Source organism: Pseudomonas sp. yb_5 (assembly GCF_043103865.1).
GTDB classification, from domain to species: domain Bacteria; phylum Pseudomonadota; class Gammaproteobacteria; order Pseudomonadales; family Pseudomonadaceae; genus Aquipseudomonas; species Aquipseudomonas putida_Y.
The window spans coordinates 32,627-46,847 of the sequence record NZ_JBICKE010000052.1 but is presented as its reverse complement, the minus strand read 5'-3'; the positions used below and the strand labels follow the sequence as shown (position 1 = coordinate 46,847).

Below are 14,221 nucleotides of genomic sequence, written 5' to 3'. Positions count from 1 at the left end.
GGCGTGGCAGCTTAGCCATTGCCTCCTTTTCATACAAGATACAAAATAGCCTGAAAAATCGGCGCCCCGAGTAAATCTTTCGCCGCTTATTGTATTTCGTTGCAATGATGAGCAATATTTACACCGCTCGGACGCACTGTGGCACCGAATCACACAGGAATGGATGCAATGGAACAAGGAACGTTGGCTAAAGGGACGGGGGTCTCGAGCCTTCTGTTCGGGGTGTACACGATTCTGCTGGCCCTGCTTGGCCTGACACTGGCCTATCAGGGAGGCGCGCTGGTCAATGCCGGTGGCTCGCCTTACTACGCGATGATGGGCACCGCATTGTTGCTGGCCGCCGCACTCATGGGCCTGAAGAAGGCGGTCGGAATCTACCTCTATGGCGCAGCATCCCTGGCCACCTACGGTTGGGCGATCTGGGAGTCGGGGTACAACGGCTGGGCCTATATTCCACGCCTCGCCTGGCTGGTACTGCTCAGTGTGATCTTTCTGGCTTTCTGGCCACTGGTCCGCCGCGACTTCACCAAAATCAACAAGGCACTGTATTTCAGCATCATGGGCGTGCTGCCGCTGCTGATGGCGGCCACCATCCTGGCACCGCTGTTTTTCCCGAACACCGTTCATCTGGCCGACTCGCCGGCTATCACCGCGCATTCACAGCAACCGTTCAGCCGCAGCACGGTGGCATCACCAGACGCCAACGTCGCCGCGTCTCACGACAAGACCAACTGGACCGCCTATGCTGGCTCGAACCTCGGCAACCACTATTCCGCTGCAGCGCAGATTACTCCAGCTAACGTTTCCGGCCTGGTCAAGGCGTGGGGTGGTCATCACAGGTGGCCGGGTGCTGGACTCGGATGTGCGCCCGGCACCGTCAGGCGTGTTTCGCGCTTACGATGCAGTCAGCGGCCAACAAAAGTGGGCCTGGGATCTTGGCCGTCCCGATAGCACTGCCCCAGTCGGACATATTCCTGACCGAGCCTTCTGAACCTGAACAATGGCCGGTCAGCAACGCTCATTGCAAATAACCTTCCCCCTGCCTGCAACGGCCCGCTAGCGCGTCCATTCACAGTGTCTGCCTGATGGCGGATGCTGTGCTCGTCTGCTGGCGTAAACCGGTGGTTGCTTACCCTCACAGGAACCCATCCACTTCTTCGGCCGCGTGCACATCCAGGTCCGCTCCACAGGCCCTCTGTTCGAGGAATGTGCCATGCCTGTGGGGGCGGGCTATCCGCGAAGCAGCCAGCACGTTTTCACCTGCGCCCCACCCGCAAAACGCTTGCTCAGGCCGCATACCACGCTAACATCAAACCTCTGGAAGATTGACACAGCGCATTCAAGTTGCGGGGTCAGGCAACCGATACACTGCTAATGGTCGGCGGTAGTGTATCGTCATCGTTGATGGCAAAATGATGCCATGCGCATGGATTAAGGAAACCCCATTGAAGCTGGAATTGCGGAACAGCTTGTCGGTCAAGTTGCTCAGGGTCGTGCTGCTGTCGGCGTTGGCGGTTGGCGTCGTGCTCAGCTGTGCGCAAATCATCTACGACACCTACAAGACCCGCCAAGCCGTGAACAATGATGCCCAGCGCATCCTCGACATGTTCCGTGACCCTTCGACCCAGGCGGTGTACAGCCTCGACCGTGAAATGGGCATGCAGGTCATCGAAGGCCTGTTCCAGGACGAGTCGGTGCGCATGGCCTCCATTGGCCATCCCAACGAAACCATGCTGGCAGAAAAGTCCCGCCCGCTGCAGGACATGTCCATGCGCTGGCTCACCGACCTCATCCTCGGCCAGGAACGCACCTACACCACGCAACTGGTCGGCCGTGGCCCTTACAGCGAATACTACGGCGACCTCAGCATTACCCTCGATACCTCGTCCTACGGTAAAGATTTCCTGATCAACGCGGTGATCATCTTCATTTCCGGGGTGCTGCGGGCCATGGCCATGGGCCTGGTGCTGTACCTGGTCTACCACTGGCTGCTGACCAAACCGCTGTCGAAGATCATCGAGCATCTCACCCAGATCAACCCTGACCGCCCCAGCCAGCACCAGATACCGCTGCTCAAGGGGCACGAGAAAAACGAACTGGGGCTGTGGGTGAACACCGCCAACCAGTTGCTGGCCTCGATCGAACGCAACACCCATCTGCGCCACGAGGCGGAAAACAGCCTGCAGCGCATGGCCCAGTACGACTTCCTCACCGGCCTGCCCAACCGTCAGCAACTGCAGCAGCAACTGGACAAGATCCTCGTCGACGGCGGCCGCCTGCAGCACCGCGTGGCAGTGCTGTGCTTAGGCCTGGACGACTTCAAGGGCATCAACGAACAATTCAGCTACCAGGTCGGTGACCAGTTGCTGCTGGCGCTGGCCGACCGACTACGCGCCCACAGTGGCCGCCTCGGCGCCCTGGCGCGGCTGGGCGGTGACCAGTTCGCCCTGGTACAGGCCAATATCGAGCAGCCTTACGAGGCTGCCGAACTGGCGCAGAGCATCCTCGACGACCTGGAAGTGGCGTTCGACCTCGATCACGAGCAAATCCGCCTGCGCGCGACCATCGGCATCACCCTGTTCCCGGAAGACGGCGACAGCACCGAGAAACTGCTGCAGAAAGCCGAACAGACCATGACCCTGGCCAAGGTCCGTTCGCGCAACCGCTACCAGTTCTATATCGCCAGCGTCGACAGCGAGATGCGTCGCCGTCGCGAACTGGAAAAGGACCTGCGTGAAGCCCTGCCGCGCAACCAGTTGTACCTGGTGTACCAGCCACAGATCAGTTACCGCGACCACCGAGTAGTCGGCGTAGAGGCCCTGCTGCGCTGGCAGCACCCGGAGCTGGGCATGGTGCCACCCGACCAGTTCATCCCCTTGGCCGAGCAGAACGGCAGCATCATCAGCATCGGCGAATGGGTGCTTGACCAGGCCTGCCGACAACTGCGCGAATGGCACGACCAGGGCTTCAGCGACCTGCGCATGGCGGTCAACCTGTCTACCGTGCAACTGCACCACAGCGAGCTGCCTCGGGTGGTCAACAACCTGCTGCAAGCCTATCGCTTACCACCGCGCAGCCTGGAACTGGAAGTCACCGAAACCGGCCTGATGGAAGACATCAGCACCGCCGCCCAGCACCTGTTGAGCCTGCGCCGCTCCGGGGCGCTGATAGCCATCGACGACTTCGGCACCGGCTACTCGTCACTCAGCTATCTGAAGTCGCTGCCCCTGGACAAGATCAAGATCGACAAGAGTTTCGTTCAGGACCTGCTCGACGACGATGACGACGCCACCATCGTTCGCGCCATCATCCAGCTGGGCAAGAGCCTGGGTATGCAGGTAATCGCCGAGGGCGTGGAAACGGCCGAGCAGGAAACCTACATCGTGGCCCAGGGTTGCCACGAGGGCCAGGGCTACCACTACAGCAAACCCCTTTCGGCCCGTGAACTGACCCACTTCCTCAAACAAGCGCAACGCAACCGGGTTTCGGTGTCCTGAGGCCACCTGCCCGGTTACAGGCTGTGCCCCGGATTTACATGAATTGCGCGCCGCCCCTTTACAGCAAATGCAAATCTTTCGCATGATGTTGTAGTTTCGCGTGCCACGGCGCACGGTCCACCCCTTTGGTCCAACCACACGATGCAGGAAAACCAACAATGATTCGAATGCCTCTGGCCTCCGCCAGTCTGCTGGCCATTGCCATCGCCCTCGCCGGTTGCGGTGAAGGCAAGGACGAAAAAGCCGCCGCGGCGCAAGCCCAGGCACCTGCTGCTGCTGCCACCGCTGCTGCGCCAGGCGCTGTCGACGAAGCAGCCGGCAAAGCCGTGGTCAAGCATTACACCGACATGGTATACGCCGTGTACAGCGACTCGCTGAGCACTGCCAAGACGCTGCAGACCGCTGTCGACGCGTTCCTCGCCAAGCCCAACGACGAAACCCTGAAAGCCGCCAAGGAAGCCTGGTTCGCCGCCCGCGTACCGTACCTGCAGAGCGAAACCTTCCGCTTTGGCAACACCATCATCGACGACTGGGAAGGCCAGGTGAACGCCTGGCCCCTGGACGAAGGCCTGATCGACTACGTCGACAAGAGCTACGAGCACGCCTTGGGCAACCCGGCGGCCAGCGCCAACATCGTCGCCAACACCGAGATCCAGGTGGGTGAAGAGAAGGTCGACGTCAAGGACATCACCCCCGAAAAACTGGCTGGCCTGAACGAGCTGGCTGGCTCCGAAGCCAACGTTGCCACGGGCTATCACGCCATCGAATTCCTGCTCTGGGGCCAGGACCTGAACGGCACCGGCCCAGGCGCAGGCAACCGCCCGGCATCCGACTACCTGGAAGGCCAGGGCGCTACCGGCGGCCACAACGACCGCCGCCGCGCCTACCTGAAAGCGGTTACCGACCTGCTGGTCACCGACCTCGAAGAGATGGTCGGCAACTGGGCACCGAACGTCGCCGACAATTACCGCGCCAAGCTGGAAGCCGAGCCTGTCAACGACGGCCTGCGCAAGATGCTGTTCGGCATGGGCAGCCTGTCGCTGGGCGAACTGGCGGGTGAGCGCATGAAAGTTTCGCTGGAGGCCAACTCGCCGGAAGACGAGCAGGACTGCTTCAGCGACAACACCCACTACTCGCACTTCTACGACGCCAAGGGCATCCGCAACGTCTACCTGGGCGAGTACACCCGTGCGGACGGCACCAAGCTGACCGGCCCTAGCCTGTCGTCGCTGGTCGCCAAGGTTGACCCAGCCGCCGATGCAACCCTCAAGGCCGATCTGGAAGCCACCGAGGCCAAACTCCAGGTGATCGTCGACCACGCCCTCAAAGGCGAGCACTACGACCAGCTGATCGCCGCCGACAATGCTGCAGGTAACCAGGTCGTGCGTGACGCCATCGCCGCACTGGTCAAGCAGACCGGGGCAATCGAGCAGGCCGCGGGCAAGCTGGGCATTGCCAACCTGAACCCGGACACTGCGGATCACGAGTTCTGATCCCGCGGTAGTGCTCCATCGCAAACGCCCGGCCTTGTGCCGGGCGTTTTCGTTTGCTGCCGGGTAAAACGCTTCCCGCTGCCTGGCGCGCGCGCAGATGCTCATCCTGTAGGCCTTCGATCAAACCTAACAGGAGGCACAGTGCTGCAGATTCTCGATGTCTGGGGCGAAGGCCGAATCGTCCAGCGCATGAATGGGGGAGACCTCATTACCGGATTCAACGATGCCTACAACCTGAACAAGGCTGGCCAGCTCATCTCCAACGGGCCGTTGGCAGGCGGGCACATTCCCAACCTCATTGTCGTATACGAATACGATGCTCCGGACTTTCCCCTCGACGACCATGCAGTCCCTCACGTGACACTGATGGGCGCCCCGATCACCCGCCATGTGGCCGAGGAAATGTGCCGGGTAGTTGCTCGCCCCGGCAAGATCTACCTGTACGACCCCAACGAAACCGACCGCCGGATGTTCGAAGCGGTCGCCATTGACCAAGGCCTGCAGCTGCTTGGTCGCTTTCATCCCGCCGAGCTCGCCCCCCCGTTCAACGAAATCACCTTGCTCGCGGCCTATGTCTATCGCGCCCCGACTAGCCCGTTACCCCGCCCGAAAACTGAACATTAAAAGGAAACAAAACATGGCCAACGTCACCTACTTGCGCTCCATCGCCAATAACACCCCTTATACCTTGACCCTGATCGACGGTGAAAACCGTAGCAACAGCCTGGCAGTCGGTGCCCAGCACGTCTGGAATGGCTCGCTGGCCATCCCGTGGATCGGCAGATCGACTGAGAACCACAAGGCCTTGCGCCTGATCCTCGGCCCGTCTGCCGACACCAGCATCTGGATATTCCAGGATTACTGGCAACCTGCGCACATGGACGCAGTCAAGTGCATTACCGCCTCCTCCATGGAATACACCAGCGAAGAAGTCATCGAGGTCACCGGCGATAATCGCGGTGGCGGCAACAAGAACCTGATCGTCAACCTGGTCAACCGACACTTCATGCTCTATATGGCCTGAGCAGGAGCGCTCGCAGCGATTTCATCAAGCAAACGCAAATTGCTCTTATTCAATGATCCTGGGCCTGCTAAGCTGCACGCCGGTTTTTTCGCTCACGCCCAGGATTCTCGATGTCCTTGTCGCTGTCCCGACTCCCCCCCCTGCTGCTGGCCTGTGCCCTGGCCGCCTGTGACGACGCCCCGCGTTTTACCCACGCCGAGCCCGGCGAAGCGTTGTCGGGTGGCAAAGCGACCGTGCAGCGCAGCGACCGCAATGCCTATTCCCTGCCCTCGGCCAACCTCTCGCCAGAGCTGCGCCTGGACTTCGCCGTTGGCAACAGCTTCTTTCGCAACCCTTGGGTGATCGCCCCGTCCACCACCACCGCGCGTGATGGTCTGGGCCCGCTGTTCAATACCAACGCCTGTCAGAACTGCCACGTGCGCGATGGCCGTGGCCACCCGCCAGAGCCGGGCGACAGCAACGCGGTAGGTATGCTGGTGCGCCTGTCGATCCCCGACCAACCCTACCTGGCCAAAGTGATCGAGCGCCTCGGCGTGGTGCCAGAGCCGGTCTACGGCACCCAGTTGCAGGACATGGCCATCCCCGGCGTGGCGCCGGAAGGCAAGGTGCGGGTCAGCTACTCCAGCGAAACCGTGTCATTCAAGGACGGCCACCAGGTCGAGCTGCGCAAGCCGGCCCTGCAAATCACCCAGCTCGGCTATGGTGTGATGCACCCCGACACGCGCTTTTCCGCGCGGGTGGCACCACCGATGATCGGCCTGGGCCTGCTTGAGGCTATCCCCGAAACCGACCTGCTGGCCAACGAAGACCCGGACGACCGTAACCGCGATGGCATCCGCGGGCGGGCCAACCGTGTATGGGACGACGCCCAGGGCAAAACAGTGATCGGCCGGTTCGGTTGGAAAGCCGGGCAGCCCAACGTCAACCAGCAGAACGTGCACGCCTTTGCCGGCGACATGGGGCTGACCAGCACCCTGCAGCCCAACGACGATTGCACCCCGGCACAAACCGGCTGCCTGGCTGCGCCCAACGGCGACGGTGCCGATGGCGAAAAAGAAGTCAGCGACAACATCCTGCGCCTGGTCACGTTCTACACCCGCAACCTGGCTGTGCCGGCCCGCCGCGACGTCGGCTCGCCACAGGTACTGGCGGGCAAGAACCTGTTCTACCAGGCGGGTTGCCAAGGTTGCCACACACCGCAGTTCACCACCGCCGCCGACGCCGCCGAACCAGAGTTGGCCAACCAGGTCATCCGCCCCTACAGCGACCTGCTGCTGCATGACATGGGCCCGGGGCTGGCCGACGAGCGCACCGAGTTCGCCGCCAACGGCCAGGACTGGCGCACCGCGCCACTGTGGGGCATCGGTCTGAGCGAAACGGTCAGTGGCCACAGCCAGTTCCTGCATGACGGCCGCGCCCGCAACCTGCTTGAAGCCGTGTTGTGGCACGGTGGCGAAGCCGAGGCGGCACGCAACTTCGTACTCACTTTCAATGCCGAGCAGCGCGCCGCGTTGCTGGCGTTCCTGAACTCACTTTAAACGCGCAAAGGAGCCGGGCATGTTCCGACCCAAACTGTTGTTCACAAGCCTCGCCGCACTCGCCCTCGGTGCCTGCTCGCCACAGGACCCGCAAGCAGTGACCTCCGCCGCCATCGCCAACCAGGTGATCCTGCCTACCTACAGCCGCTGGGTCGAAGCCGACCGTACGCTGGCTGCCAGCGCCCTGGCCTACTGCGAAGGCAAGGAAAGCCTGGACAAAGCCCGCGCCGACTTCCTCAACGCACAAAAAGCCTGGGCTGAGCTGCAGCCGCTGCTGGTCGGCCCGTTGGCCGAAGGCAACCGTGCCTGGCAGGTACAGTTCTGGCCCGACAAGAAAAACCTGGTCGGCCGTCAGGTCGAGCAACTGGTCAACGGCGACAAGCCGGTTGATGCTGAGGTCCTGGGCAAGTCCAGCGTGGTGGTGCGTGGCCTGTCGGCCTATGAGTACATCCTGTTCGACAGCAAGCCGGACATCGCCACTGCCGAACAGAAAGCCCGCTACTGCCCGCTGCTGGTGGCCATCGGCGCGCACCAGAAGGCCTTGGCAGAGGAAATTCTCAAAGGCTGGAACAGCACCGACGGCATGCTCTCGCAGATGACCAAGTTCCCCAACCAGCGCTACGCCGACTCCCACGAGGCTATCGCCGACCTGCTGCGCGCTCAGGTTACCGCCCTGGACACCCTGAAGAAAAAGCTCGGCGCACCGATGGGCCGTCAGAGCAAGGGCATTCCGCAGCCACTGCAGGCCGAGGCCTGGCGCAGCCACAACTCGATGAACAGCCTGCAGGCCAGCCTCAAGGCCGCCGAAGCCGTCTGGGTCGGGGTAGACAACCAGGGCCTGCGCGGCCTGTTGCCCAGCGATCAGAAAGCGCTGGCGGACAAGATCGACGCCGCCTACGCTACCTCGCTCAAGTTACTGGCCGATAACCAGAAAACGCTCGGTGAACTGCTGGCCGACGACGCCGGTCAGCAAACCCTCAACCAGATCTACGACAGCCTAAACGTCGTCCACCGCCTGCACGAAGGCGATCTGGCCAAGGCGCTGAACATCCAGCTGGGCTTCAATGCCAACGACGGTGACTGATCATGCTGCGACGCCAGGCACTCAAACTCGGTAGCGTATTGCTCAGCGCCCTCACCTTGGGCGGCTGGAGCCTGTTCCGCAACAAAGGCAGCGAACCCTTGCTGCTCTCGGCGCGTGACAACGGCGACGGCCAGCACTATGCCGTAGGTTTTCGCCTGGACGGCACACAGGTGTTCAGCACGCAGGTCGCTCAGCGTTGCCATGCCATCATCCACCACCCCGAGCAGCCAATCGCCCTGTTTGTCGCCCGCCGCCCTGGTACTGAAAGTTACCTGATCGACCTCCGTGACGGGCGCCTGCTGCAAACGGTAGCCTCGCAGCCGAACCGGCACTTTTATGGCCACGCCGTCGTGCACAAAGGCGGCGAATGGCTGTATGCCACCGAGAACGACACCACCGACCCGGGGCGCGGCGTGCTTGGCGTGTACCGTTTCGAAGGCGAGCGCCTGGTACACACTGGCGAGATCCCGACCCACGGTATCGGCCCGCACGAGGTTGCCTGGCTACCCGACGGCGAAACGCTGGTCGTGGCCAACGGCGGTATCCGTACCGAAGCCGAAAGCCGTGTCGAGATGAACCTCGACGCCATGCAACCGAGCCTGGTGCTGATGCAGCGCGACGGCACCCTGCTGAGCAAGGAAACCCTGGCCCAGCAGATGAACAGCGTGCGACACCTGGCAGTGGCCAGCGATGGCACCATCGCCGCCTGCCAGCAGTTCATGGGCGATGCCGATGAAACTGCCGAGCTGCTGGCGATCAAGCGCCCGGGCGAGCCATTCAAGGCCTTCCCGGTGCCGGAGCGGCAACTGCAAGCCATGGCCCAATACACTGCAAGCGTTGCCATCCACAGCGAGCTGCGGCTGGTGGCGCTGACTGCGCCGCGGGCCAACCGCCTGTTCGTCTGGGACCTGGACAGCGGCGCGGTGCGGCTGGATGCCCCGATGCCCGACTGCGCAGGCGTTGGCGCGGTGAAGGACGGTTTTGTCGTCACCTCCGGGCAGGGCCGCTGCCGGTTCTACGATTGCCGCAAGGCCGAACTGGTCGGGCAACCGATGAACCTGCCGTCCGGCTTCTGGGACAACCACCTGCATCTCGTCTGATTGTTCTGTTGCACTCACTGGCCTTCTCGCCGCTAAAGCCGATCCCACAAGGTTCTACACAGTCCCTGTAGGAGCGGCTTTAGCCGCGAAAAGGCCGGCACAGGCATTTCACGCCCCTCCTCCCGAAAAACAGTCAATACTTCCCCCATCCACACGTGGGCAGGATCGCCCGTTGTCGTGTTGAAGCGAATAACAACTGCATCCAAGGAACCGGACCTATGCTGCGCCGCCGCATGCTCATCATGTTGGCCGTGGTTCTGCTGATCGTGCTGGCCCTGGGGGGGTACAAAGCCTTCTCGATCTACCAGCAGATCCAGATGTTCACTGCCCCCAAGCCACCCATCACCGTGGCGGCTGCCATGGCCGAACAGCGCCAGTGGCAGGAGCGCCTGCCCGCTGTCGGCAGCCTCAAGGCACTGCAGGGCGTGGACCTGAGCCTGGAGGTGGAAGGCATCGTCAAATCCCTGCACTTCGACTCAGGCCAGCGGGTCAAGGCCGGGCAACTGCTATTGCAGCTCAACGATGATCAGGAAACAGCCCTGCTCGGCACCGCCCAGGCCGACCTGGGCCTGGCCAAGGTCGATTTCGGCCGAGGCAGCCAGCTGGTTGGCGATTCGGCCATCTCCCGCGGCGAGTTCGATCGCCTTTCCTCCCAGTATCGGCGCAACCAGGCAGTGGTCGAGCAACTCAAGGCGCAGAAAATCAAGAAGAGACTCAATGCGCCTTTCAGCGGCACCATCGGCATCCGCCAAGTGGACATTGGCCAATACCTGGCCGCCGGCACGGTGATCGCCACCCTGCAAGACACGTCCAGCCTGTACGTGGACTTCAACGTGCCGGAACAGGCCCTGCCAGACCTGAGCCTGGGCCAGCAGGTGCTGGTGCATGTGGCCGCCTACCCGGGCCAGCGCTTTCCCGCCAGCCTCAGCGCCATCAACCCCAAGGTCGAGGAGACCACGCGCAACCTGCTGGTACGCGCCACCATGGCCAACCCCGACGGCAAACTGCTGCCAGGCATGTTCGCCAGCCTGTTGATCCTGCTGCCCAACCCGCAGCTGCAAGTGGTGGTGCCGGAAAGCGCCATTACCTACACCCTGTACGGCAACTCGGTGTATGTCGCCTCACCGAAAAAAGACGAGAACGGCAAGCCGGAATACGACGACAAGGGCCGACCCCAGCGGGTCGCCGAACAGCGTACGGTGAAGACTGGCGAGCGTCGAGACGGCGTAGTTGTGGTCAGCGAAGGCCTGCAGGCTGGGGAACAGGTGGTCACCGCCGGGCAGCTGAAACTCACCCCCGGTGCCGCGATACGCATTGGCCAGGACAACGCCCTCAAGCCCGAACCGGGCGCAGCGGCCAAGGACTGACAGGAGGCTGGCATGGCGTTCACCGACCCGTTCATCCGCCGCCCGGTGCTGGCCAGCGTGGTCAGCCTGCTGATTCTGCTGCTCGGCTTCCAGGCCTGGAACAAGCTGCAGATCCGCCAGTACCCACAAATGGAAAACGCCCTGATCACGGTCACCACCGCCTACCCCGGGGCCAACGCCGAAACCATTCAGGGCTACATCACCCAGCCATTGCAGCAAAGCCTGGCCAGCGCAGAAGGCATCGACTACATGACGTCGGTGAGCCGGCAGAACTTCTCGATCATTTCCATTTACGCGCGCATTGGCGCCGACAGCGACCGGCTGTTCACCGAGCTGCTGGCCAAGGCCAATGAGGTGCGCAACAAGCTACCCCAGGACTCAGAAGACCCGGTACTGAGCAAGGAAGCTGCCGACGCCTCGGCGCTGATGTACGTCAGTTTCTACAGCAAGGAAATGAGCAACCCGCAGATCACCGACTACCTGTCACGGGTAATTCAGCCCAAGCTGGCCACTTTGCCGGGCATGGCCGAGGCGGAGATCCTCGGCAACCAGGTGTTCGCCATGCGCCTATGGCTGGACCCGGTAAAACTGGCCGGTTTCGGCCTTTCGGCTACCGACGTGACCAATGCCGTGCGCCGCTACAACTTCCTTTCTGCCGCTGGCGAGGTGAAGGGTGAATACGTGGTCACCAGCGTCAACGCCAGTACCGAGCTGAAGTCGGCCGAGGCGTTCGCCGCCCTGCCGCTCAAGACCAGCGGTGACAGCCGCGTGCTGCTGGGCGATGTGGCGCGGGTCGAGATGGGCGCAGAAAACTACGACACGGTCAGCTCGTTCGACGGTACCCCATCGGTCTATATCGGCATCAAGGCCACCCCGGCCGCCAACCCGCTGGATGTCATCAAGGAAGTGCGGCGCATCATGCCAGAGCTGGAAAGCCAGCTGCCCTCGGCACTGAAAGTGTCGATTGCCTACGACGCCACGCGGTTCATCCAGGCCTCGATCGACGAAGTAATCAAGACCTTGGGCGAAGCGGTGCTGATCGTCATCGTCGTGGTGTTCCTGTTCCTCGGTGCCCTGCGCTCGGTACTGATTCCGGTAGTGACCATACCGCTGTCGATGATCGGTGTACTGTTCTTCATGCAGATGATGGGCTATTCGCTCAACCTGCTGACCCTGCTCGCCATGGTGCTGGCCATCGGCCTGGTGGTGGACGATGCCATCGTGGTGGTGGAAAACATCCACCGGCACATGGAAGAAGGCAAGTCGCCGTTCGACGCCGCCCTGGAAGGCGCGCGCGAGATCGCTATGCCTGTGGTGTCGATGACCATCACCCTTGCCGCCGTGTATGCACCGATCGGCTTCCTCACCGGGCTCACTGGCGCGCTGTTCAAGGAGTTTGCCCTGACGCTGGCCGGGGCGGTGATCATTTCAGGTGTCGTTGCCCTTACCCTGTCACCGATGATGTGCGCCCTGCTGCTGCGCCGGGAGCAGAACCCGAGAGGCTTGGCCCACCGCCTCGACCAGCTGTTCGAACGCCTGAAGGAGCGCTACCAGCGCGTGCTGCACGCCACCCTCGACAGCCGGCCGGTGGTGCTGGTGTTTGCCGTGATCATCCTGTGCCTGATTCCGGTGCTGCTCACATTCACCCAGAACGAACTGGCGCCCAACGAGGACCAGGGGGTGATATTCATGATGAGCAGCTCGCCACAGCCGACCAACCTCGACTACCTAAACGCCTACACCGACCAGTTCACACCACTGTTCAAGGCCTTCCCCGAGTATTATTCGTCGTTTCAGATCAACGGCTTCAATGGCGTACAGACCGGCATTGGTGGTTTTTTGCTCAAGCCTTGGGACGAGCGCGAACGCACACAGATGGAGCTACTGCCGCTGGTGCAGGCCAAACTCGAGGAAATCAGCGGACTGCAGATCTTCGGCTTCAACCTGCCGTCGTTGCCCGGCACTGGCGAGGGCTTGCCATTCCAGTTCGTGATCAATACCGCTGGCGACTACCCGGCACTGCTGGAAGTGGCCCAACGCATCAAGACGCGCGCTCAGGAGTCGGGCAAGTTCGCCTTCCTCGATATCGATCTTGCCTTCGACAAGCCCGAAGTGGTTGTGGACATCGACCGGGCAAAGGCGGCGCAGATGGGGGTGTCGATGGACACCATAGGCGGCACTCTGGCGACCCTGCTGGGCGAGGCGGAAATCAACCGTTTCACCCTTGAGGGCCGCAGTTACAAGGTGATCGCTCAGGTTGAGCGGCCGTACCGCGACAACCCCGGCTGGCTGAACAATTACTACGTGAAGAACGACCAGGGCCAGTTGCTGCCGCTGTCGACCCTGATCACCCTCACCGATCGCGCTCGCCCACGCCAGCTCAACCAGTTCCAGCAACTGAACGCTGCGATCATCCAGGGCGTCCCCATGGTCAGCCTGGGCGAGGCGCTGAAGACCGTGGAAGACATCGCTCGCGAAGAGGCACCGGAAGGCTTTTCCTTCGACTACGCCGGCGTGGCCCGTCAGTACGTTCAGGAAGGTAGCGCATTGTGGGTCACCTTCGGCCTGGCGCTGGCGATCATTTTCCTCGTGCTGGCTGCGCAGTTCGAAAGCTTCCGCGACCCGTTGGTGATTCTGGTGACAGTGCCGATGTCGATCTGTGGCGCGCTTTTGCCGCTGTTCCTGGGTGTGTCGAGCATGAACATCTACACCCAGGTCGGGCTGGTGACTTTGATCGGGCTGATCAGCAAGCACGGTATCCTGATCGTCGAGTTCGCCAACCAACTACGCGAGGAGCGTGGCCTGAGTGTGCGCGACGCGATCGAGGAAGCAGCGGCCATTCGCCTGCGGCCGGTGCTGATGACCACGGCGGCGATGGTGTTCGGCATGGTGCCGCTGATTCTGGCGACCGGGGCGGGCGCGGTCAGCCGGTTTGACATCGGTATGGTGATTGCCACCGGGATGTCGATTGGCACGCTGTTTACCTTGTTTGTGTTGCCATGCATCTACACCCTGCTGGCGCACAAGGCGAGCGCCAAGGAACCTGCAATCGCTTGAGCCGACCTGTGGGAGCGGGCATGCCCGCGAAGAGGCCGGCAACGCAGCCGCAAAAAGCCAG

General features: G+C 62.2%; 10 protein-coding genes. All 10 read left to right on the top strand.

Translation table 11 applies throughout. From position 1 onward, the window contains the following. The first annotated feature begins 168 nt into the window (after positions 1–168). A complete protein-coding gene (locus tag ACF8GF_RS07220) occupies positions 169–951 on the top strand; it encodes a hypothetical protein (protein ID WP_256122346.1) in 783 nt (260 codons plus the stop codon). Positions 952–1,445: 494 nt separating this feature from the next. Continuing rightward, a complete protein-coding gene (locus ACF8GF_RS07215; RefSeq protein ID WP_176683772.1) occupies positions 1,446–3,497 on the top strand; it encodes a bifunctional diguanylate cyclase/phosphodiesterase in 2,052 nt (683 codons plus the stop codon). A 158-nt stretch (positions 3,498–3,655) separates the two neighbouring features. Further along, positions 3,656–4,990 carry an imelysin family protein gene (locus tag ACF8GF_RS07210; RefSeq protein ID WP_176683773.1) on the top strand — a complete coding sequence of 445 codons (1,335 nt, stop codon included), beginning with the start codon at positions 3,656–3,658 and terminating at the stop codon, positions 4,988–4,990. Between the two features lie 141 nt (positions 4,991–5,131). Then, positions 5,132–5,614, top strand: a complete 483-nt coding sequence (locus ACF8GF_RS07205) for a hypothetical protein (protein WP_176683774.1) — start codon at positions 5,132–5,134, stop codon at positions 5,612–5,614. 13 nt (positions 5,615–5,627) lie between these two features. Further along, positions 5,628–6,014, top strand: a complete 387-nt coding sequence (locus ACF8GF_RS07200; protein WP_020192047.1) for a hypothetical protein — start codon at positions 5,628–5,630, stop codon at positions 6,012–6,014. A 110-nt stretch (positions 6,015–6,124) separates the two neighbouring features. Next, positions 6,125–7,552 (top strand): di-heme oxidoredictase family protein, encoded by a 1,428-nt coding sequence (locus tag ACF8GF_RS07195; protein ID WP_176683775.1) that lies wholly within the window; start codon positions 6,125–6,127, stop codon positions 7,550–7,552. 19 nt (positions 7,553–7,571) lie between these two features. Further along, positions 7,572–8,636: an imelysin family protein gene (locus tag ACF8GF_RS07190; RefSeq protein WP_104960841.1), complete on the top strand. Its 1,065-nt coding sequence runs from the start codon at positions 7,572–7,574 to the stop codon at positions 8,634–8,636. 2 nt (positions 8,637–8,638) lie between these two features. Continuing rightward, positions 8,639–9,736: a DUF1513 domain-containing protein gene (locus ACF8GF_RS07185; RefSeq protein WP_176683776.1), complete on the top strand. Its 1,098-nt coding sequence runs from the start codon at positions 8,639–8,641 to the stop codon at positions 9,734–9,736. Positions 9,737–9,954: 218 nt separating this feature from the next. Then, a complete protein-coding gene (locus ACF8GF_RS07180) occupies positions 9,955–11,103 on the top strand; it encodes an efflux RND transporter periplasmic adaptor subunit (protein WP_392461927.1) in 1,149 nt (382 codons plus the stop codon). A 12-nt stretch (positions 11,104–11,115) separates the two neighbouring features. Continuing rightward, positions 11,116–14,160 carry a multidrug efflux RND transporter permease subunit gene (locus ACF8GF_RS07175; RefSeq protein ID WP_392461925.1) on the top strand — a complete coding sequence of 1,015 codons (3,045 nt, stop codon included), beginning with the start codon at positions 11,116–11,118 and terminating at the stop codon, positions 14,158–14,160. Positions 14,161–14,221 lie beyond the last annotated feature (61 nt).